The sequence below is a fragment of the Actinoallomurus acanthiterrae genome, assembly GCF_054775715.1.
Map to the genome: position 1 here is coordinate 7,067,884 of NZ_BAAHCO010000001.1, position 20,729 is coordinate 7,088,612.

A 20,729-nucleotide genomic window follows, 5' to 3' on the forward strand; every position below is an offset into this window, starting at 1 on the left:
TTCCTCGTGGTGGCGAGCGGCGCGCTGGCAGCTGCGGGTGCTTGGATTCCCGAGAGTTGGCCGCCGTGGGTTCGGGAACCACTAGCCGTGGTGGTCGCGATCGCGGCGGGGGCAGCCGGATCGTTTGTCAGCGAGTTGCTCGTGGCCTGGCGGGACGGCACGCGCAGGCGTGCGCTGGCCGGCGGCGCGGGGTTCTGGGGCGAGCCTCCGCGCTTGGAACCGCGGTATGTGGACCGCCCGGAGCTGCTGGCGACGGTGGGCTCGGCGCTTAGCTTGTTCTTTAACCTGCCTGGCCGAAGCGGGCGGTGAGGGTTTTCTCGCGTTTGATCGTTTTGCCGACGTCGTGGACGGGTGCTGGGCGGTGGTTCTTTGAGCCTGGTGGCCTGCCCGGGCCGGGTTTTGAGGGTTTCGGTGCGCTGGCCGGACAGCCGATGGTCGCGCGGATGTTCCGGAAGCCTCGCCGGACGCGGGCCGGGGTGAGCCGGCCTGGTGCGGCGGGTCGTTCCCAGGGGCGCCGGAGGTCTTCGGTGAGGTGTCGAGCGAGCCGGAGTTGGGTGTGGGCGGTGATGACGAGCCAGGTCCACCGGTCGGCGGCCTCGGGCGTGCGGATCTTCGGGGTGGTCCAGCCGAGGGTCTGTTTGAACAGGCGGAAGGTGTGCTCCAGGTCGAATCTGCGCAGGAACGCCTGCCAGAGCCGGTCCAGGTGAGCAGAGCTCGTGCTGGTGGCTGAGGACCATAGCCAGACCGGCTTGGGGTCCCGGTCGCCGGGCAGGTGCTCGACCTGCAGGCGGATTAGCGTTCCTTCGACGATGGGCAGCGGGCCGCCATGCTTCAGCCAGGCGGCGCGGTGGGTCAAACGTGGGTGGAGCCGGTCCCATGACATCGCGGTCGCGGTGCCGTACCGGGTGGTCTGGGTGGTCGTGGTGTGGTGCGGGGCGGGCCAGGTGGCGGTGTCGCCGAGCGCGAACTCCCCGCCGTGCTTGGGCGGACGGCCGATGAAGTGAGGGTCGCGGGGCGGCGCGGGCAGCCGCAGCACTCGATCCGAACGAATCCGGCCCAGCAACTCCACGGGCAGGTCGGCCAGCAGGAAAGCCAGCCGGGTGACGTCGTATCCGGCATCGGCCACGATCACGATGTCTGGATCTCCCGCCTTCCATTGGCCGGCGTCCAGGAGCCGTTCGATGACCTGGCGGAGCTGGGCGGCGGTGACGGCGGTGGCGTCATCAACCGGGCCGAGCCGGACCACATCCAGCACCGCCGTCCAGGAGGTGCGGCCAGTCTCCAACGCGGCCACGAACGAGTACGGCCAGCCCGGAACGAACTGCGACTGGGTCTTGGCCCGCCCATAGACGTGGCAGAACAGCCGGTCCGCGCTGGTCGCCGCGTCCGGCCGCAGCCACGGGGACACATCCACCGCCAGCACGATCCGGCCATCGGCGGCTCGCGGCAGTGGCAGCGCCGATAGCGCCCACCGCAGCCTGGCCACGTCCACGCGGCCGGAGTTCAACCCGTCATACAACGCGCCGTGTCCACGGCGATGCTCTGGCGTCAGCGTCAGGTCGACCAGCGACCTGACCGCTCCATCGGCGCACAGCAGCGCATCGGTGAGCTCGAACAGCGCGTCCGCTCGGGCGGTCAGGCAGTTATAGAAATCGCCCCGGAATCGGGACAACACGGGCAAGGACTCGACGCGAGCAGCGTCATCCAGCAGACTCATCCTCACGGCCTTGGCTTGATCATCAGCGTCTCGACAGCGCACATGATCAACCCAAGGCCGCTCTGCTGTCCGCCGAACACCAAAACCCCCGGCCGGCTCAACGAGCCGACCGAGGGTGCAGGTTAAAGAACAAGCTTAGGGGCGGGGCGCGAACGGTGGCACTCGTCGGCCTGGGCGGAACGGGCAAGTCCACACTCGCGGCCGCCGCGGCGCATTCTCCGTTGGTCAGGGGGCGGTTTCGTGGTCGCTTCAGGCAGGTGACCTGGCTGGCCGCCGGACCGTCGGTGGATCCGTTGTCCCTGCTCATCCAGCTGGGCCACCGGCTCGGCGATGAGAATGCCGTGTATCCGAGCGTAAGTGAGGCGCGAGACGCGGTGACGACACTGCTGGATCGCTCGCGGCTGCTGATCGTCTTGGACGACGTATGGAATGACGCTTTGTTGCGTGCTTTCACCGGCCTCGGGGCAACGTCCTTGCTGTTCACCACCCGCAATCGCGACCTGGCCCGGGCGGTGAACGCCCGGCAGATCGCCGTGGACGAACTGACCCGGGAGCAGGCGCTGGCGCTTTTGGAGCGCTGGACCTCTGGCCAGCCGGTGTCGGAATCGGACGCGCGAGCGTTGTGCGCGCGGCTGGGAGATCTCGCGCTCGGAATTGCCATGGCAGGGGCCATGATCGCTCGAGGCCGGTTAGCGCAGGAAGTAATCGCGCTGGTGGACCGCGACCTGGAGCGGATCTCGGGTCAGTTCGTTCCGGCCTACCGATACGGAACCCTGCGAGCCGCGATCGACGCTGGAATCGACGATCTGCCCCTCCAGGTGCCCGGTGAGGCGAGAATCGGTGGGCGTTTGCGAGACCGCTACCTGGAACTCGCCGTATTCGCCGGTCGAGGAGCCTTCCCGCGCTCGGCTACCGAGGCGCTATGGGCCGATTCCCTGCCCGATCCCTATGCGCTGTCTGAGGCCTTGGAGGAGTTCTGCGGCCGTTCACTGCTCTCCGGCAGCGACGACTGGTTCATCGCGCACGACCTTCAGTACGACGCGATGAGTCAGCATCCCGACGCCCCCGACTTCCAGAACGCCCATCGGCGCCTGATCACGGGCTGGCGGACCCGGCACCCAGCAGGCTGGGTCGACGCGGCCAGGGAAGACCGCTACATCTCGGAGAACCTCGCCTGGCACCTCCACCAAGCCGGTGAAACGGACCCGCTTGCGGACCTCCTTGCCGATCCGCGCTGGATGCTCCACCGGATTTCCACGGCGAGCCTCCCCGAACTCCTCGTCGATTACGCCGAGGCCCCTACTTCCCTGACCCGGGCCATTCGTCGCGCGCTCGCCATTTCCACCACGGCGCTCGCGCTCAGTCCCGGCTTTCTCACGAGCCAGCTCGCGGGGCGGCTCCTTGGCCACCCCGACTCCACCATCGACGCATGGGCCGCCAACCTCACCCCACCGCACAGCGGGCGATGGATCGCACCCCTCACCTCAGACTCCCTCACCCCCGTCACCAGCCCTCTCGAACACATTTTGGCCGCTCACGCCGGACGCGTATCGTCGGTGGCTTTCAGTCCCGACAGCGCACACCTCGCCACCGGAAGCCACGACGGGACCGTGTGGGTGTGGGACCTGGCCACCGGCGAGGGCGTCAGCGCACAGTGCGAGCAGGTGCGATCGGTCGCCTACAGCCCGGACGGAACCCAGCTCACCGTCGTGGAGAAAGACCTGACGGTACGACTGTGGGACCTGGCCACCGGGCAGGAGACCACCCTCACCGGCCACGAGGACCCTGTGACCGCGGTGGCCCACAGCCCCAATGGGAGCCATGTCGCCACTGGAGACGACAGCGGAGCGGTACGAGTACGGGACCTGTCCGGTGGCCGGTACCTCACCCTCGCCCAGCCGTCCGTCTCGACAGCCGCAGGGGCTGACCGGGACCCCCGTCTTCGGTCAGCGGTCCCATTGGATCTGCTCACTGGCCTACAGCCCAGACGGAAGACACCTCGCTGTTGCAAGCAGCGACGGAAGGGTACGGATCTGGAGTCTGCACGACCGCCGGAACTTCACGCTTACCCAGCGATCCGGCTGGATTCCCTCAATGGCCTACAGCCCGGACGGAACCCACCTCACCTTCAGCCACTTCGACCACACCGTCTCCGTATACAACCTGACCACCGGCCAGGACACCACTCTTACCGGACACAACGGCATCGTGACCGCAGTGGCATACAGCCCCGACGGCACCCGGCTGGCCACCGGAAGCGAGGACCGGACTGTCCGTATCTGGGACCTGGCCTCCGGTCTGTACCGCACGCTCATCGGGCACCTCGGACCGATATCGTCGATTGCCTTCAGTCCTGACGGATCTCGACTCGCCACCGGAAGCGAGGACTCGGTGATCCGAGTGTGGGCGACGGACACGGTGGACCACGTCGCGCCCGAGCAAGCTCGCGCGACCGCACTCGCGCTACATCCGGACAGCGGCCGCATCGCTATCGGCAATGACGACTCGACGATTCAGATACGTGATCCAGATGGCCGGCACACCACTCTCCCCGCAAGCAACCAGGCGGTGACCGTCATCGCCTTCAGCCCCGACGGAAGCCGGCTAGCGACGAGCGGCCGGACCCTCACGGGCCCTCTGACGATCAATTTGACCGCAGGACAGGCTTCCGTCCTTCCCGGTCACGTCGACTCGCCGATCGCGGTGACCTACAGCGTTGACGACGTGGACCTCAGCACCCCCAGCCACGACCGGACGGTTCAGGTGTGGGATCTGGCGACCGGCCGACCAACCGTCCTCACTGGACACGACGGCCAGGTGCTCTCGGCGGCTTACAGCCCCGACGGCAACCACCTCGCCACCGGCAGCACCGATAGGACGGTGCGGATCTGGAATCCGACGACCGGCCAGCACACCATCCTCAAGGGGTCCGACGACTGGATCAAGGCACTGGCCTACAGCCCCGACAGCAGCCAGCTGGCTTGCGCTGCCTACGGCAAGATCGATCTCTGGGACCTGACCTCTGGCCAGCGCACCACGCTCGAGGGTCACACGGGCCCCGTCAACGCGGTCGCCTACAGCCCTGACGGCACTCTCCTCGCCACCGGCGGCCAGGACACGACCGTGCGGATTTGGGATCTCGTCTCCGGCCAGCACGCCACGCTCGAGGGTCACACGGGCCCCGTCAACGCCGTCGCCTACAGCCCTGACGGCACTCTCCTCGCCACCGGCGGCCAGGACACGACCGTGCGGATCTGGGAAGCCGTGTCCACGGCGGCAGTCACGCAGTGGAAGGACGATCAGACCATCCGAGCGCTGACCATGCCCTCCAACGATCAGATCTGGATACTCGCAGGGACATCGGTGGCCCGTTTGGAGATCCGACGGGTCGACCACGAAGCCTGACCCGGGATCGAACGAGTCGATGAGTTCCCGCGCGGTGGTCATCGCTCGCCCAGAACCAGCTCGGCATGATCACAGGAGCCAGAACCGTCGACTGTCTCATGAGAGCGAGATCGCCCACAAAGGCAACAAGGCCCCGATCCAAGCCAGCCAGCGCTGGCATGTAGAACGCACCAACGCCGACGAACGGTTCCTCACCGAGAAGGTGAACCGCTGGCTGCGCCTGGCCGGGGGCCGTCTCCTGGAGGCCGGAGCCCCGGACGCCTGACCGGCTTGCGGCCCGGGGGAACCACCGGCAGGATTTCCGAGTCGAAAAGGGCTATCGAGGAGGTGGCCCATTCCGGGATCACGGGTGCTGCGGTCGGGTGTCATGGCCGTGCTCGGGCTGCTGCTGGCCCTGCTCGGCCGCGCCAGCGTACGGCGCCGCCGAGCAGGAGCGCGTGGACTCCTACGGTGTGCGCCTGCAGGTCCGGCAGAACGGCGACCTGCACGTCACCGAGACGATCGCCTACCGCTTCGGGAAGGACACGGCGCGGCACGGGATCGTACGGACGATCCCGCTGCGCCGCCAGGTCGACTCCCGGCACGACCGGGTGATCCAGATCCGCGACGTACGGGTCCAGGGCGCCGCCCCGGGCGATCTCGCGGTCACGACCTCCGGCGACCGCACGGTCCTGAGGGTCGGGAACCCGAACGTGACAGTGTCCGGGTCGCGAACCTACGTGATCGACTACGACGTCCCGCGCGCGCTCATCCCCCGCGGCACCGCGAACGAGCTGAGCTGGAACGCCGTCGGCACAGAGTGGACGGTCCCGGTAGGAGCGGTGACCGTGAACGTGTCGGCTCCCGTGCGCATCGCCTCCGCGACCTGCCGGTACGGGGCGACGGGTTCGACCACCGCCTGCGCAGGCGGGCCGCCGGACGGTTCGAACGTGACGTTCACCCGGCCGGGACTGGCCGCAGGCGAGGGCGTCACCGTCAAGGTCGACCTGCCCAAGGCCGGGATGAGCGTCGCGCCGCCGCCGTACGAGCCGCGGCGGGCGCCATTCGCGCTCTCGGCGCTGGGCGGCGTCCTCGCGTTGGTGGCGGCCGGCGTCGCGGCGCTGCTCGCTTGGTTGTTCCTGCCACGCCGGGTCCCGCGGCTTCCCGCCGGTGACGCGGACGAGGACGGTGACCGGGTCTCACAGCATGTCGTCCGCGGCGACCGGCCGTCCAGCGGCCTGGCGCCGTACGAGGCCAAGACGATCGCGGGCCTGCTCGGCACGAGGGACTCGGTCGGAGTGTCCGTGACCGGGCACCGCTGGGCGGCACAGGACGCGGTCTATGACCTGCTCGGCGCGGAGGCCCGCGAGCGGGGCTGGTTCCGCCGCCGGCGGGGCGCCCAGCGCTTTGGTACGGCGTGTCTCGTCGTGACCGCGATCGCCTTGTTCCTCACGGCCACGGTGACGGCATCGGTCGCGGGCGTACCGACGAGGGGTCTCGGCTGGGCAGCGCTCATGTTCCTCGCCGTTGCCGGCTTCGCCTGGTTCGCCGGCCGACGGTCCGTGCGTACGGCCGCCGGTGCGCGGGCGAGGGCCGAGGTGAACGCGTACGCCGAGGCACTGCGCACCTGGCGCGAGCCGTCGTATGCCGGGCTCGCCTCGCGCGTGTTTCCGTACTCGGTCGCGTTCCAGAATACCCGCGGCTGGGGAGAGGTCTTCGAGGAGTTCGCGGGTGACCTGTCCTGGTACGTCCCTGTGGAGGGTTCAGACGAACGCGAGACGGCGAACAGGATCAAGCGCCTGGCCGGCATGGTCGCGCCCCGGCCTCGGGAGGCGTCTGGCGCGCGGCGGTTCGGTTTCATCGGCTCGTCATCGTCCTCCGAGACGGCCTATGTGGCGGCTGCGTTGGGCACCTCGGGCGGCGGCTGGTCGAGCGGGGATTCGGGCGGCGGCTGGTCGAGCGGCGGCGACGGTGGCGGGGGTGGCGGCGGCTGGTGATCCGGACAGAGCCGGGCTCTCACCCCATGCCGCCGACCCTTTCGGGCTCGGCCCGTCTACTGGTAGGAGTCTGTGATCGGGTGGTCTGAATTCTTCAGCTACGGCAGCCCGATGGTGATCCTGCGTAATCATCGGCAGTGCGGCGGGCAAGCGGAGTTGCTCTGCTCGGTACTCCGTGCAACCCATCGAGCTGGAGTGCTGGTTCTCGCATAGGCGGCAGCTGCTCGTGATGCGGCATGATGGCGGCCATGAACGGACACACCTCTGACTGGGCGACCCTCTTCTATTTCGAGAACGTCGCCGGCTGCCCGCGGCCCGGCCAGTTGGTGTCGGTTTGACTGCGTGACCGGGGAATCGACTGGTACCCCTTCGCCGAACACGATGTCCGGATCGACCATATGTGCGGTGTGCGTTCCGACGGGCACTGGCACGGCACGATCGTCGTCCGCGTTCGCGCGGACGTCTTGCGACGACTCGGACTCCATCCCGATCAGCCGACATCGGGTCCAGCCGACCCGCTGCCACCCAAGTGGTGGGGCCCGCAGGCGCGCTGAGCTGTGCTCTGCTCCTGCGGTTGATCAGGGCTACTGGTTGGAGTTTGCGATCGGGTGATCTGAGTTCCTGAGCCTGACGGTCTGTGGTCACCGATCGTGGTCTCCAGGGGCGTATTTCTTCCAGGTGCTGCCGGTCTCGGCGGCGAGGGCTTCGGCGTGGACGGTGTGGTAGCCGAGCATTCCGGCGACCGTCACCGGATGAGGCGGTGTGGGCACGGGAGCGGACCGACATCGGTGAGCATCTGCTGGCGTTGACGTAAGTGCTCCGGACGGGCAACTACTGGGTTCCTGCGGGCGGTGAGACTGTCCGCCGGGGGCGATCAGGGAGTGAGGGACACGTGAAGCGGGCGGCGACAGGGGCTTTGCTGGGCCTGGCGATCGGGGATGCCATGGGCTTTCCGACGGAGTTCAACGACATCGCGCAGATCGCCGCCAAATGCGGCCCCTGGCGCACGATGCCGTTGCCCTTGTCCTCGGGGCGGGCGTACGTCACCGATGACACGCAGATGACCCTGGCACTGGGCGAGGGGCTGATCGAAGCGCTGGCGGCCAGCCCGCTGACAGCAGGCAGGATGGAGCCACCGGTCCGTGAACGCTTCATTCAGTGGGGGTCCCGGTAGTCCTGGCCGGAAAATCAACGGATATCGCTGACCTGCGCTAACGCGGGGGTGGTGTCGGGGCGTTGTGATCACGACCGCTACGGTTCGTACCGTTTGTCCGGTACGTCGTGGAGGTGGTCGGTGGCGACGCGGTTGTTCTCTGGTGATCAGTTGGAGCAGCTGCGGTCGTTTCCCGACATCGGCCGGGATGATCTGATCCGGTTCTTCACGCTGACGCCGGCTGATGTCGCGTTCATCGATCCGGGCCGCGGGCGGGGCCCGGCGGATCGCCTGGGGCTTGCTGTTCAGCTGTGTACGTTGCCGTGGCTTGGGTTCGTGCCGGATGAGGTGGGCGCGGCGCCGCCGGTGGCGGTGGCCCGGCTCGCGGAACGGCTGGGCGTGGACCCGAAGGTGCTGAAGGAGTACGGCAGGCGGGAGCAGACCCGGACCGATCACCTGCGGTCGGTGGCGGGATATCTGGGGTGGAAGCATGCCTCGCCGGGCAGCGCGGCGTTCAAGGAGCTGGAGCAGTTCCTGCTGGACCGGGCGATGGAGCACGACTCGCCGACGTTGTTGTTCAATCTGGCGCGGGAGTACCTGATCGCGGCGAAGGTGATCCGGCCAGGTGTGGTCACCCTGATGGAGATGGTCGGCACCGCTCGCAATGGGGCCACCGACCTCACCCATGAGACGGTGGCCGAGTTGTTGACCGAGCAGGTCTGCAGCGATCTGGACCGGATGCTGGTGGTCGACGTCGGGCGGGGCATGACGCCGCTGACGTGGCTGACCACGCCAGCGGTGGAGGCGACGGCCAAGTCGGTGAAGGCCGCCATCGAAAAGCTGGAGTGGCTGCGCGGGATGGACGCCCACCTGCTGGATCTGTCGGCGCTGCCGACCGAGCGGCGCCGGTTCCTGGCGACGGTGGGCCGCCGGTCCACCAATCAGGCGCTGGAGCGCCGCGATCCCGAGCGGCGGTATCCGATCTTGTTGGCGGTGGCGGCGCAGTCGGCGGTGGACCTCCTGGATGAGGTCGTCTCGTTGTTCGACCAGGCGGTCTCGGCGCGGGAGTCGCGGGCCAAGACCAAGACCGATGAGGCGCTGGTCGAGCGGGCGAAGAAGGGCGAGACCCGTCAGCTTTTGATGGATGTGATCCTGCCGGTGCTGGCCGACCCGTCGATCCCGGATGAGCAGGTCGGTGGCTTGTTGCGGGAGCGGATCGGGATGAGCAGGCTACGGGATGCGGTCGCGGGCGAGTGGCGACCGCTTCCCAAGGACCATGGCCGGTTGTCGGCGATGCACGCCTCGTATTCCTACCTGCGGCAGTTCACCCCGAACGTGCTGGCGGCGATCGACTTTCAGGGCGGCCCGGGCACGGCCGATCTGATGGCCGCGGTGGCCATCTTGAAGAACCTGAACGTCGGCGGCGGCCGGAAGGTGCCTGAGGATGCGCCGGTCTCGTTCGTTCCGGCCCGGTATGCCAGCTATCTGGAGGCTGCGCGTAAGGCCGGGGATGACACCTCCTTCCGGCACTACTGGGAGCTGTGTGTGATCTTGGGTCTGCGGGACGGGCTCCGGTCCGGGGACATCTTCGTGCCGGGGTCGCGGCGGTACGCCGACCCCTCGACGTACCTGTACACGCCTGAGCAGTGGCGGCCCAGGCAGGCCGCGTTCTGCACGCTGGTCGGCAAGCCGGCCAAACCCGAAGATGCCATCGCCCAAGGCAAGGAGGAGCTGCACACCGCGCTGGCCGAGCTGGAGATAACCCTGGCCAGCGCGGCGCCGGACGACACCGGCGCGGTCCGGCTGGACGGCGATGACAAGCTGGTGATCCCCAAACTCACGGCCGAGGACATCCCCGCCGAGGCCAGGGAGCTGAAAGACGAACTGGCCGGGATGCTGCCGTTCGCGCCGATCGCCTCGCTGTTGATCGAGCTGGACGTACGCACCGGGTTCCTGGACTGCTTCACCCACGCCGGAGGGCGTAAACAGGCCAAGTCTGCCGAGCTGAAACGCAACATCCTGGCCGTGCTGATCGCGATGGCCACCAACCTCGGCCTCGCCAGGATGAGCGAGGCGTGCGGCCTCCCCTACGATGTATTGGCCTGGACCGCCGAGTGGTACGTGCGCGAGGACACGCTGCGCGAGGCCAACACCTGCATCATCAACCACCACCACGGCCTGGAGCTGGCAGGAGTGTTCGGCGGCGGCACCATGTCCTCCTCCGACGGGCAACGTTTCCCGGTGCGCGGTAAGTCGACCACCGCCCGACAGATGCCTATCCACGGCGGGAAGGTGCTGTCCACCTACACCCACGTGTCCGACCAGCACTCCACCTACGGCACCAAGATCCTCATCCCGACCCAGCGGGAGGCCCAGTTCGTACTCGATGAGCTGCTGGGCAACGCCACCGACCTTCCCATCGACGAGCACGCGACCGACACCCACGGAGTCACGCTCATCAACTTCGCGTTGTTCGATCTGGTGGGGAAGCTGCTGTCGCCGCGGATCCGGGATCTGGGGAAGATCACCCTGGTACGGGACGACACACCGACCGAGATCACCAAGAAGTACCCGCACGCCGGTCCACTGCTGGGCGCCCGCTGGAACGAAGCGCTGGTCGCCGAGTGCTGGCCCGACCTGCTGCGCATGGCCGGATCCTTGAAATACGGGCAGGCCACCGCGTCGCTGGTGGTCGGCCGCCTCCCGGCAGAACACCCTGGCGGCGGGGCTGAAGGAATGGGGCACCTTGCGCCGTACGATCCACGCCGCGAAGTACCTGTCTGATCCCTCCTACCGCCGGCGAATCGGACGGCAGCTGAACAAGGGCGAGAGCCTGCACGCGCTGCGCCGGGACCTGCACTACGCCCAGCAAGGCACCGTCACCGCGCCGCATCTGACCGACCAGACCGAACAAGCGTGGTGCCTGACCGTGCTGACCAACGCGGTCATCACCTGGACGACCGAGTACTACCAGCTGGCCGTCAAAGACCTGCGCGCCGGCGGCCGCGACGTGCCTGATGAGATCCTGGCCCACATCTCCCCGGCCCACAGCGAAAACGTCAACTTCTTCGGCGTCATCACTGTGGACGTCGAAGCCGAGCTCGCCAAACTCGACACCGGCGGGTGGCGACCGCTACGCCCAGCAGCACCAGACCTGAGCCGGTGGCGGTGACCGGGGGATCGGGGGGATAGGTTGCTGGTCCGGCTGAACGGGCATCGAGATGTTCGGTGAAACCAGTACCGGTACCCGTACGAGGTAGTACTGATGCTTCGTAATGGACGTCGGGAGACTTCCGCGACAAGCATGTGCCTGATCGAGCGTCAGCCCCCAGGACCTCCGCCTGTTTTCAACGAGGGACAGTGAGATCGCCTGGAAAGGCTTCCAGATCCGAGGGCGGATTAGGGGGACCGGGCGGAGCGCCAGGAGGCGGCTTGCTGGGCCCTGCCACGATGTCCTCCGAAACAAGGAAGAACTTTCCGGATTTGAACGGTTCCTTCAATGCCGTCAGCTGCTTGATCACTCGATCCGCGCTTGCGGGGTCGGTGTAGGTCTCGATCCCGAAGGAATGTTCGACGGACCGCTCACACTTGAAGGACCAGTGATTTTTTTCTCCGGTTGGTTCGTCCTCGAAGTCAGGGCAGTGCGCCTGATCTGCGATTGTTCTGGCGAGCGCCCGAGCGGTCTGCAGGTCCCTCGGCTGAGTCTGCAGTGACACATGAGAAGGCGCACACCCCGTTGCCAGCAAAGCAACGGCAACGGCAGGCCCTCCGATGAACGAACCTGGAAGCGAACTGCATCGTCCACGCCCTGCCCGCGCCATAGTGAGCACAGCGCGCCATCCCTTGGTGACGTACCGTTCCTTGAAAGAGCTCTCCGGTGTGGTGGAGCGTATCGCCCCAGCATGCACCATGCGCAGCACCGCCATGATCAAGCATTCTGCAGGATCATGGTCGCTGATACATGTCATTCAACATGACGCAGGCGGTGCACGGCGGAACTTCCTGGCTGCTATATGGGGTGTCCGTTAGAGGATCCTTCAACGAGACAGTTGAAGCCGCCGTCTCGCGAGCACGCGACCTGCGGGAACGCTGTCTCATATAGATGGTCCGCGAAAGTGTCCGGTGATGGGAGGCCAAACGGTACGCTCCCCGGGTGGGAGAACTGATCGGCTACGCCCGATGCTCCACCGTCCTGCAAGACCTCACCGCCCAACACGAGATGCTCATCTCGCTCGGCGTCCCGGACGGCCGGATCTACCTCGACAAGGGACTCACCGGCACCAACCGCACCCGGCCCGGACTCGACCAAGCCCTGGCCGCCGTGCGCGCCGGCGACACGCTGGTCGTCCCCAAACTCGACCGGCTCGCCAGATCGGTCCCCGACGCCCGCGACATCGGCGACACCCTGGTCGCCCGTGGCGTCCGCCTCTCCCTCGGCGGGAGCATCTACGACCCTGCCGACCCGATGTCGAAGATGTTCTTCAACATGCTGGCCGTGTTCGCAGAGTTCGAAGCCGATCTGCTGAAGATGCGCACCCGCGAAGGCATGGCCATCGCCCGCTCCCGCGGCAAGCTCAAAGGCCGCCAGCCCAAGCTCACCGCCCGTCAGCAAGCCGAACTGGTGCGTATGCACGCCACCGGCGACTACACCATCGCCGAACTCATGGAGGTCTTCTCCATCGGCCGTGCGACCGTCTACCGCGTGCTGGACCGCACCAAGACGACAGGGGCGACGGATGCTGAGCCTCCGCGTTAGCGCAGGTCAGCGATATCCGTTGGTTTTTCGGCCAGGACTACCGGGACCCCAGTGGTGGGGCTCGCCGGAGAACAACCGCGCGCCGGGGATGACCTGCCTGCGGGCGTGCGAGGCACTGAGCCGTGGCGGTACCTGGCAGGCGGCGAGTGAGGTCGGCTCCAAGGGCTGTGGGGCGAATATGCGGGTCGCGCCGGTAGGGCTCATCCCCGGGCTGGACCGGCAGCAGCGCTCGGGCGCCGCCCAGTTGCAGTCCGCTCTCACCCACGGCCACCCGACCGCGCTGGCGGCCAGCGACCTGACCGCGCACACCATCTGGCTACTGGCCGAGGGCACCGGTCCTGCCGAACTGCTGCCCTTGCTACGCGAGTACGCCTACCAGACCCGCTCCATTTACCGCGCCGATTGGCTGGGAGATCTGGCCGAGCACGCCCACGACCCCGACCGGGCCTCATACACCGCCCGCGGCTGGAATGAATGTCTGGCCCTGCTCGACCGCCTGGAGGCCGCGCTGGCCACTGCCGACCCGGAGATCGACCCGTGCCTGGCCACCGGCGAGGGCTGGATCGCCGAGGAGGCGTTCGCGACCGGCCTGTACTGCTTCCTGCAACTACCCGAGGACCCACCGGCGGTGGTCCGGCGAGCGGCATACTCCTCAGGCGACTCCGACTCCATCGCCGCTTTGGCCGGGGCCTTCGCCGGCGCGTACCACGGCGCCAACGCCTGGCCCAAGGAATGGGTGCGAGACATCGAATACCGCGACCGCCTGCTAGCCCTCGGTGCTACTTGGGACACGTGACTGCCGACCATATCTCCCGGAACCGTCCCAAAACGGTCGATTACGTACGCCCGCGAGCAGTGCTTCCTTGGCGTGCCTTTGTCCACCGGTTCGTAGTGCCGCGTGTTCCTCGTAGGCTAACCCGCACCGAACCCCGCCGCTCCGCTTCACCCACGCAGGAGTTCGTGGCTTTCTGCATGCCGGAATCCACGAACTCGCGCGTTTCCGGAGACACCGATCGCCCCTACACGTTTACCTGTACCTGGCTCTGTGCTGGAAGCCGTACGCCGACACCAGCCTCAGTTTGAACACAAGGACTTGACAGGGAAGATAAGCGCCGACTCAAAACCGTCCGCCAGTAGTGCTTCGCCATCAGTGACCTCGGCCAGCCAATCCCGGATCTCCTCGTGCGGCGGCTCACTCATGGCCGGCCCATGTGCGGGTCATGATGGCCATCGAGGAGCAGTTTGATCCTGCGCAGCCATCCGCGGGGGCTGATGAGACCGCCGGCACGCAGGTACAGCGCGGTACAGCCGCCTGGGCTGGCGGTCGCGGGGCCCGAGGAGGGGATGAATCCGCCGCCGTCGGACGTCATCCCCGCGGGGCCGGTGAGCAGTTCCCACAGCCGCCCTGTCAGATCCGGCTCGGGCGCGAGGATCTGGAGCGCGAAATAGGTCTCATAATCGGCCTGGCGTTCGTCCCGCAACAGGCGTCGGAATCGATCACCTGAACGGACCGGGATCGGGCATAGCACCAGCTCGAGGTCGGTGGCATGGGAGTCGGCGCCAGGCAGCGCAGCGTGCACGATCTGGACGTGCAGATCCGCCTCGGGCAGGCCGTAGCTGCGGGCCAGCCGTCCGCGCACGACGGGGCTCGGCCATGGCGGTCCCGGAGTCAGCCCGAGGGCGGTCAGCTGCGCGGCCACCGATCCCGGCCCGGACGGGAAAACCAGGACCGAGACGTGCGCGACGCGGGTGTGCCGCGCGATCTCAGCGACGACGGGGGCGGGCGTCGTCGCTGGCAGGATCTCGGTAAGCAGGTCGGCCCTGGTCTGGGAGCGGAGGAATTCCACGACCCGCCAGATGCGCTGGACGTCAGCGTCTTCGAGCGCGGTGGCGGCCTTGCCGTCGGCGTTGGGGCCTTCGGGATATTCCATGTGGTCCTCCCAGATTCGGGCTGGGGTGGTGGAGTCAACCTGGTCAGTTGCGGATCGCCGCCATCTCGGTCCGGTCGCCCAGCGCGGCTGGCGTGGCTGTCTGCGGGGAGACCTCAGCGCCGGTCGCGAGTCGTCGGCCGACGACGGGCGGCAGGTCGCGTACGGTCGCGGCCAGCTCTTGGATGTTGCCGTCCACGAGGGCCTGCGGGCCGTCGCACAGGGCGCTCTCCGGGTGCGGGTGCACGTCGATGATGACGCCGTCGGCGCCGATCGCGATGGCCGCGCGGGTCAGCGGCAGGACCAGGTCGCGCCGCCCGCCGGAGTGCGACGGGTCGACGATGACGGGCAGGTGCGACAGCCGCTGGGCGACCGGGACGGCCGAGATGTCCAGGGTGTTGCGGGTCGCCTTCTCGAACGTGCGGATGCCGCGCTCGCACAGCACGATGTCGAGGTTGCCGCGCTGGGCGATGTACTCGGCCGCCATCAGCCACTCCTCGATGGTGGCGTTCATGCCGCGCTTGAGCATGACCGGCTTGCCGGCGCCGCCGACCGCCTGAAGCAGCGCGAAGTTCTGCATGTTCCGGGTGCCGACCTGGAGCATGTCGGCGTAGGAGGCGACGAGCTCGACGTCGCGCGCGTCGACGACCTCGGTCACGATGGGCATGCCGGTCTCGGCGCGCACGTCGGCCAGGATCCGCAGGCCCTTCTCGCCGAGTCCCTGGAAGGCGTAGGGGGAGGTGCGCGGCTTGAAAGCGCCACCGCGCAGGAGGGTCGCGCCGGCCGTCTGGGCCATCCGCGCCGCCCCGAGGGTCTGCTCCGGCGTCTCGACCGCGCAGGGCCCGGCGATGAGCGTCATGGTGCCGGGACCGATCGGGACCCCGCCGACCCGGACGACCGAACGGTCCCGGCTGTGTTCACTGCTGACGAGCTCGTACGGCGCTGCGGTCCGCACGACGTCGGCGACGCCGCGCAGGCGCCGGATGCGGGCTTCAAGGGTGGGCGTGGCGGGGCCGTCGACGCCGATGATGGTTCTGGATTGGCCGTGGCTGACGCGGGCTTTCATGCTGGCCGAGACGGCCACGGTGATGACCGTGTGGATCTGCGGGACGGCCGCGTCGGGATGCATGATGACGATCACGGAGAATTCCTCACAGGTTGGTGGCGATTACCGTGCCGGCGGAGATCACGCCGACGGAGACGATCACGCAGCGCAAGGCAGTGCTCGGCAGACGCTGGCCAATCCAGGCGCCGATCCATCCTCCGAGCAGTGATCCAGTGGCGATGAGTATGGCCGGGGCCCATTCCACCGATCCGGTGATCAGGAAAAGGGTGGCGCCGCTGATGTTGATCGCGGTGGCGGCGACCATTTTGAGGGCATTGGTCTGCTGGAGGTCGGTTCCGGGTGTGAAGGCTCCGAGGACGGCGATGAGGACCACTCCGATGCCGGCCAGGAAGTATCCGCCGTAGACGCCGGCGGCGAAGGTCGCGAGGATGAGAAGCGTTGGCCGGTCGTTTTCGGACTGACGAAGGGCCATCCAGCGACTCATCCGAGGCTGGATGAGTGTCAGACCGCATGCGCCGAGGATCAGTATCGGTGCCGCCGTACGAAAAGAACTGACCGGAAGAAGGAGGAGAAGGGCACCCCCGGCGGCAGCGCCCGCCAGGCCCGCGGCTCCGACCGGCAGCAGATCCATCCGTCGCGCTGGGAGACGACGCCGGTAACCGATGACTCCGCTGACAGATCCCGGGACGAGGCCTACTGTCCCGCAGACGTTCGCGGTGACCGGGGCGTAGCCGGTCGCGAGGAGTGTGATGAATGTGATCAGCGAGCCTGAGCCGATGATCGTGTTGATCGTTCCGGCCGCGATTCCTGCGGACAGGATCGCGGCGAGTTTGAGCACCGTCACGAAGGTCACTCCAGTCAGATGAATGCTTTGGAAAAGCAGCGAGACGCTCTCGGTCTTCGCGGGACGCCCAGTCAGGTGGAGGCCCGTCTCTTAGGCGTAAGCTGAGTCCGTCGCTTTTTCGCCGGACGGAATGGCTTGTCTCGTGGCGCGCGCCCGCGAAATCTGGAGTAATTGTGGCGTTGATTTGGCGGTGGCGGTGGCGGCATTCCGTACCGCGTGCTGGTGCGATCGTCGCAAATTGGACGCGGCGATACAGGCACCTGCCATGCAGAACCCGCTTCGGTGATCGAACCAAGGGGTGCAGGCCTGGAAGCAAATCCTCGAACGCCGTTACTGGAGTATTTGAGTGTTGATACCGTCACGGGTTCTTCGCCGAGCCGTTGATGCTGTGTGGCGTCGACGCTGATACCAGCCTGGTGAATGCCAGGATTGAATCGGTCCATGGTCAGCCGATGCGGGATGGTATTGCGGACTCGCCCCTTATGGCCTCAGGCAGCCGGGTGGAGTCCACCCGATGGGTTGAGGAATGAAGGAATGAGGGCGTTATTTGTGTCGGATGCGATATCCCGGACTGCGCCATCGCCTCGTTCAGCTCGTCGATCAGCAGCGACAGGACCGCGGATACCCCGTTTTCTCCTCCGACGGCCAGCCCCCACAACACCGGCCGGCCGATGAGGACGCCGCGGGCACCGAGGCCCAGGGCGATGGCGATGTCGGCACCGGAGCGGATGCCGCCATCGACCAAGACCGGTACGTCACCGGCGGCGGCGACCACACCGGGAAGCGCTTCCAGAGTCGGAACCACCCGATCGAGCTGGCGCGCGCCGTGGTTGGAGACGATGATCCCCTGCACCCCGGCATCGACGGCGTTCTGGGCATCGTCGCCGGCCAACACTCCTTTCACGAGGACTGGCAGTGCCGTCGAGCTGACGATCTTTGAGATGTCAGCCCAGGTGATGCCCGGGTCGATCGCGTTCCGGCTATGGGCTTCAGGGGATGCGATGTCCGTCGGTGCGCCCAGCGACTTCTCGAGATTGCCGGCTCTCACATCTGCCGGTATCCGGAACTCGCCTCGGATGTTGCGAGGCCGGCGTCCGAGCCAGGGGGTATCGACGGTGACCACGAGCGCCTGAACGCCGCTGGCTTCGGCTCGTGCGGCCAGACTCGCGGTGACGGCCCGATCCCTGAAGACGTACAGCTGCTGCCAGATCAGGCCTGGGTCGGTGCTGGCCGCGGTGACGTCCTCGATCGTGTGCGCGGCGAATGTACTCACCACCATCGGCAGTCCCAGGCGGCTTGCCGCCGCGGCGGTCGCCGACTCCCCGCCGGAATGCACGAGGGTGCTCAGTGCGGTCGGCGCCACCGCGATCGGAGCCGACCAGACGGACCCGAGCAGGTCGACACGCGTATCGATCCGGGAGGCGGTGCCGGTGAGCACGCGAGGGCGGAGCCAGTACTGGTCGAATGCCGCCTCGTTATCGTGCAGGCTGATCTCCTTGCCCGCGCCGCCGGCGATGAAGTCCCACGCGTCCCGGCGCATCGTGACGTGGGCCGTCGCCGCGTAGTCGGCGACGGTGGCCGGCCGCCTCACGGCTGCTCCGTGGCCTGCTGGGTCAGGTCGGCTTCGCGGGCTTCGAACAGCGCCTTGATGTTGTCGGTTCCGAACCCCGACGCGCCGCCCTGGCGCTCGACCAGCTCGTAGAACACGGTGGCGCGCTCGTGCGGGCTTCGGGTGAAGATCTGGTAGAGCAGACCGCCGTGGTCGCTGGTGACCAGTACACCGGTCTGGTGCAGGGCCTCGAGCTCGCGCTGCACCTGCGGATAGTCGGCCAAGCGCTCGGGGATGGAACGGTAGTACGCCGAAGGAGTCGCGCAGAACGCCACTTCGTGGTCGATGTAGTCCGCCACGGTGTCGGTGATGGCCGTGCAGGCGAATGCCAGATGCTGAATACCGGCGGAGGCGTGCTGACGGATGAACTGCTCGATCTGCCCGCCACGGGCTTCGAGCGTCGGCTCGGTGAGGACGAAGGTGATGCTGCCGGTCGCATCGCGCAGGACCCGGGAATCCATCTCGACGTCACCAGGGCGCAGTTCCCGGCTGATCTGCTTCATCCCGAAGACGTGCCGGTAGAGCCAAGCACTGCTCGCCAACGCTCCGAGCGGCAGGCAGGCGGCGACATGGTCGATCAGCTGCAGACGCGTTGATTCGGCTCCGTGAGCGCCGCGGATGGGACGCCAGGCGAACTCCGGCGGCAGGATCGGTTCACTGGCCCTGCCCGGATCGATCAAGGTGTGCTCGACCGAGCCCAGTCCACCGATCGTCCCGTAGACATGTCCGTCAGCACTGTGCCGGACCGGCCGGATGAGCGGCAGACCGGCCAGCGCGGCCCTGGTGACGGCCTCCGGCGCGTCGCGCCGGTACATGGCGATGTCGGCGATCCCATCGCCGTGCTGTGACAGCCACGCGCTGACGGGGCTGTCCGTGGTGGTCGGCGAGGAAATCACCAGATGGATCTCCCCGGCCCGCAAAACGACCGAATCCCGGTCGGACCGATGGGCCTCCGCCACCGGCACAAAGTCCATTCCCCCGGTGAAATAGCTGATCGCGGCGGGTCCATCGGAGACGTACAGCTCGGTGTATGCAATGCCTTGCATCGTCGTCCCTTCCCGGCATGGCTGTAGGCCCCCACGCGATTCGGTGATGGGCTCGCGCCTGGTCATGCCGTCGGGCGGGGACGTTAGGGAAGGCAGATCAGCCGCGCGTCAGGCATCCGTTAGCCGAGCCTGCGGCGGCAGGCTTGACGTGCGGCGAGTTCACTCGCCCGCACACAAATGACGGCACCGACGATCCGGCGCGACCAGGAGAGACAGGCCCGCGAGCATCATGGAACTTCGGTGACGACCCACGATCAGGCAGCGGTCGTGGCGTAGCAGATCGATGTGGTGTTCTCAGTGGTGACGTGCCGGTCGAGATTGGCGCGCGGCTACCCAGGCGCATGAACCGGTTGACGCGGCGGAAGCACTGGGTGAACTCGAGCGTCAAGCGAACTCGAGATCCGAGGCACACGCTCGCTGGCCAAGAGCCCTTGCTCGCATGCCTGCCAGTCAACGGATAGCTCCCCCCTCTATCCGCCAACACCCATCCCGCCGAGTAATAAGTGCTGTCTTTCTCGGCGAAGACCAATCACCGATCTCGGCGCCCTTCCGTTGGGGCCCGGCGATTCAGCCTGCCTCACCAGTCCCGTGGCCGCCACCGGAACAGCGCCGGTGGCGGCCACGGGACTCGGCGAGGCGATCGGCTATCGCCGGGCCCCCACAGAAGCGCAGCCAAGGAGTATCTCGAGGGTCACGTCCAGCGGAGTGGTGTAAGACAGCCTCCGCGTGATCCTGTTTCTGCAGGTTAAGCGGTGATCGCTTGCGGGGTGGTGTTCTCGTCCGGCGTTTCGCCGCTCACGAGTCGCAGGCGGGATTTGGCGAGGAATTCCAGGCCCATGTAGCGGCGGGCTTCGGTCCATTCGTCGGTTTGTTCCATCAGCACCGCGCCGACCAGACGGATGATCGCGCCCCGGTCCGGGAAGATCCCGACCACGTCGGTGCGCCGCCGGATCTCCTTGTTCAACCGTTCCTGGGGATTGTTCGACCAGATCTGCCGCCAGATCTCGCGCGGGAAGCCGGTGAAGGCCAGCAGGTCATCGCGGGCTTCGTCCAGGTGTGCGGCGGCGTCGGGGTACTTGGCCTGCAGGCTGTCGACGACGCGGGCGTGCTGGGCGGCGACTTCTTCGGTGGCGGGCTGGTCGAAGATGGTCCGCACCATGGTCGCCACCCATGGCTGGGCGGACTTGGGCACCTTGGTCAGCAGGTTCCGCAGGTAATGAAGCCGTTAA

15 protein-coding genes and 3 pseudogenes are annotated in these 20,729 nt (G+C 67.3%); 10 read left to right on the top strand and 8 right to left on the bottom strand.

The window, feature by feature from the left end:
• Nucleotides 1-280 precede the first annotated feature (280 nt).
• Entirely contained in the window at nt 281-1,717 is a 1,437-nt protein-coding gene (locus tag ACYVF7_RS33325; protein WP_460339899.1) for an NF041680 family putative transposase, read from the bottom strand.
• A gap of 65 nt (nt 1,718-1,782) precedes the next feature.
• Between ACYVF7_RS33325 and ACYVF7_RS33330 the strand changes: the two are divergent.
• The 8 genes and pseudogenes from ACYVF7_RS33330 to ACYVF7_RS33365 form a co-directional block, all read left to right on the top strand.
• Nucleotides 1,783-3,567, top strand: a pseudogene (locus tag ACYVF7_RS33330) (WD40 repeat domain-containing protein); the annotation flags it as partial.
• Nucleotides 3,539-4,075: pseudogene (locus ACYVF7_RS33335) on the top strand (WD40 repeat domain-containing protein); the annotation flags it as partial. The pseudogenes ACYVF7_RS33330 and ACYVF7_RS33335, both read left to right, overlap by 29 nt.
• 60 nt (nt 4,076-4,135) lie before the next feature.
• Nucleotides 4,136-5,122 carry a WD40 repeat domain-containing protein gene (locus ACYVF7_RS33340; RefSeq protein WP_460358252.1) on the top strand — a complete coding sequence of 329 codons (987 nt, stop codon included), beginning with the start codon at nt 4,136-4,138 and terminating at the stop codon, nt 5,120-5,122.
• Between the two features lie 19 nt (nt 5,123-5,141).
• Nucleotides 5,142-5,387: a hypothetical protein gene (locus tag ACYVF7_RS33345; RefSeq protein ID WP_460348527.1), complete on the top strand. Its 246-nt coding sequence runs from the start codon at nt 5,142-5,144 to the stop codon at nt 5,385-5,387.
• Nucleotides 5,388-5,559: 172 nt separating this feature from the next.
• Nucleotides 5,560-7,098 carry a DUF2207 domain-containing protein gene (locus ACYVF7_RS33350; RefSeq protein ID WP_460348529.1) on the top strand — a complete coding sequence of 513 codons (1,539 nt, stop codon included), beginning with the start codon at nt 5,560-5,562 and terminating at the stop codon, nt 7,096-7,098.
• Nucleotides 7,099-7,990: 892 nt separating this feature from the next.
• A complete protein-coding gene (locus ACYVF7_RS33355) occupies nt 7,991-8,272 on the top strand; it encodes an ADP-ribosylglycohydrolase family protein (protein ID WP_460348531.1) in 282 nt (93 codons plus the stop codon).
• A 120-nt stretch (nt 8,273-8,392) separates the two neighbouring features.
• Complete coding sequence (locus ACYVF7_RS33360; RefSeq protein WP_460348533.1) at nt 8,393-11,035, top strand: Tn3 family transposase; 2,643 nt, start codon at nt 8,393-8,395, stop codon at nt 11,033-11,035.
• Complete coding sequence (locus tag ACYVF7_RS33365; protein WP_460348535.1) at nt 10,998-11,423, top strand: Tn3 family transposase; 426 nt, start codon at nt 10,998-11,000, stop codon at nt 11,421-11,423. Before ACYVF7_RS33360 ends, ACYVF7_RS33365 begins: the two co-directional genes overlap by 38 nt.
• A gap of 175 nt (nt 11,424-11,598) precedes the next feature.
• Here ACYVF7_RS33365 and ACYVF7_RS33370 read toward each other — a convergent pair whose 3' ends face one another.
• Nucleotides 11,599-12,177 carry a hypothetical protein gene (locus tag ACYVF7_RS33370; protein WP_460348537.1) on the bottom strand — a complete coding sequence of 193 codons (579 nt, stop codon included), beginning with the start codon at nt 12,175-12,177 and terminating at the stop codon, nt 11,599-11,601.
• A gap of 227 nt (nt 12,178-12,404) precedes the next feature.
• Between ACYVF7_RS33370 and ACYVF7_RS33375 the strand changes: the two genes are divergently transcribed.
• Together ACYVF7_RS33375 and ACYVF7_RS33380 are read left to right on the top strand one after the other, a co-directional pair.
• Entirely contained in the window at nt 12,405-13,007 is a 603-nt protein-coding gene (locus tag ACYVF7_RS33375; RefSeq protein WP_460348540.1) for a recombinase family protein, read from the top strand.
• On the top strand, nt 12,988-13,803 hold the full coding sequence (locus ACYVF7_RS33380) for an ADP-ribosylglycohydrolase family protein (protein ID WP_460348542.1): 816 nt from the start codon (nt 12,988-12,990) through the stop codon (nt 13,801-13,803). Before ACYVF7_RS33375 ends, ACYVF7_RS33380 begins: the two co-directional genes overlap by 20 nt.
• Nucleotides 13,804-14,203: 400 nt before the next feature.
• Here the strand turns inward: ACYVF7_RS33380 and ACYVF7_RS33385 are convergent, their stop codons facing one another.
• From ACYVF7_RS33385 to ACYVF7_RS33410, 6 genes and pseudogenes are all read right to left on the bottom strand, one after another.
• Nucleotides 14,204-14,938, bottom strand: a complete 735-nt coding sequence (locus ACYVF7_RS33385; RefSeq protein ID WP_460348544.1) for a hypothetical protein — start codon at nt 14,936-14,938, stop codon at nt 14,204-14,206.
• A 43-nt stretch (nt 14,939-14,981) separates the two neighbouring features.
• Nucleotides 14,982-16,076 carry a 3-deoxy-7-phosphoheptulonate synthase gene (aroF, locus tag ACYVF7_RS33390; RefSeq protein ID WP_460348546.1) on the bottom strand — a complete coding sequence of 365 codons (1,095 nt, stop codon included), beginning with the start codon at nt 16,074-16,076 and terminating at the stop codon, nt 14,982-14,984.
• 10 nt (nt 16,077-16,086) lie between these two features.
• The gene (locus ACYVF7_RS33395) at nt 16,087-16,854 is read right to left on the bottom strand and encodes a sulfite exporter TauE/SafE family protein (RefSeq protein ID WP_460348548.1); all 768 of its coding nucleotides are present in this window, start codon (nt 16,852-16,854) and stop codon (nt 16,087-16,089) included.
• Between the two features lie 436 nt (nt 16,855-17,290).
• The gene (locus ACYVF7_RS33400; protein WP_460348550.1) at nt 17,291-18,436 is read right to left on the bottom strand and encodes an alpha-hydroxy acid oxidase; all 1,146 of its coding nucleotides are present in this window, start codon (nt 18,434-18,436) and stop codon (nt 17,291-17,293) included.
• A complete protein-coding gene (locus tag ACYVF7_RS33405; RefSeq protein ID WP_460348553.1) occupies nt 18,433-19,566 on the bottom strand; it encodes a VOC family protein in 1,134 nt (377 codons plus the stop codon). Before ACYVF7_RS33405 ends, ACYVF7_RS33400 begins: the two co-directional genes overlap by 4 nt.
• A gap of 679 nt (nt 19,567-20,245) precedes the next feature.
• Nucleotides 20,246-20,725 (bottom strand): annotated as a pseudogene (locus ACYVF7_RS33410) (transposase); the annotation flags it as partial.
• Nucleotides 20,726-20,729: the final 4 nt, after the last annotated feature.

What these genes read in the sequence shown, in the direction of transcription:
- ACYVF7_RS33380 (WP_460348542.1), top strand. Translation starts at nt 12,988, where the DNA reads ATGCTGAGCCTCCGCGTTAGCGCAGGTCAGCGATATCCGTTGGTTTTT.
- ACYVF7_RS33345 (WP_460348527.1), top strand. Translation starts at nt 5,142, where the DNA reads ATGAGTTCCCGCGCGGTGGTCATCGCTCGCCCAGAACCAGCTCGGCAT.
- ACYVF7_RS33385 (WP_460348544.1), bottom strand. Translation starts at nt 14,938, where the DNA reads ATGGAATATCCCGAAGGCCCCAACGCCGACGGCAAGGCCGCCACCGCG.
- ACYVF7_RS33405 (WP_460348553.1), bottom strand. Translation starts at nt 19,566, where the DNA reads ATGACCAGGCGCGAGCCCATCACCGAATCGCGTGGGGGCCTACAGCCA.
- ACYVF7_RS33370 (WP_460348537.1), bottom strand. Translation starts at nt 12,177, where the DNA reads ATGGCGGTGCTGCGCATGGTGCATGCTGGGGCGATACGCTCCACCACA.
- ACYVF7_RS33325 (WP_460339899.1), bottom strand. Translation starts at nt 1,717, where the DNA reads ATGAGTCTGCTGGATGACGCTGCTCGCGTCGAGTCCTTGCCCGTGTTG.